Below are 515 nucleotides of genomic sequence, written 5' to 3'. Positions count from 1 at the left end.
TGTCAGCCAGACTCCGTTTTCCGCTTGCCAGAAAGGGATACCTCGTTTCGCCATTTCCTGTGCTTTGACGGTTAAGATAACCGGCGATCCGTGTCTTGCTCCCACTTTGCGTGCCGTTGCTGCATCAGCAGAGAGATGCACGTAATGACGATCCCCTGCAATCAGCCCCTGTTTTTTTATCCCATCAAGGAAACGGCTTGCCGTACCGTGGTAGAGAAACTGTGGCGGTGTTTTTTCGACAAAGGAAATAGCGACCTGCGAAGTCGAATGCCCCTGAACCGCGCGGATGCACCTACCATCACTGGAATAACTAAAACGTTTTTTATCACTGGTAGCGACCACGGTATCCAGCAATGCACGGGTTAACCGCTTGCCCGCTTTTTGGGCACAGAGTATAAGCTTATCGATATCCGCCCATCCTTCACGGTCAAGTACGATACCAATCGCCTCCGGTTTGTGTCGGAGGACAAAACTTAAAAACTTGCTCGTATCCGCCAGCTCTTTTTCGTTGTACT

The 515-nt window shown here is 50.5% G+C and carries 1 protein-coding gene; it reads right to left on the bottom strand.

Features of this window, described 5'->3' with window-relative positions:
* A partial coding sequence (kptA, locus tag K0039_RS24930) for an RNA 2'-phosphotransferase (protein WP_500303707.1) occupies positions 1–515 on the bottom strand: 515 nt, incomplete at both ends.

Source organism: Terrisporobacter mayombei, from assembly GCF_020748465.1.
Taxonomy (GTDB): domain Bacteria; phylum Bacillota; class Clostridia; order Peptostreptococcales; family Peptostreptococcaceae; genus Terrisporobacter; species Terrisporobacter mayombei.
Note: the sequence above shows the minus strand (reverse complement) of the source record. Positions and strands in the feature narration are given on the sequence as shown.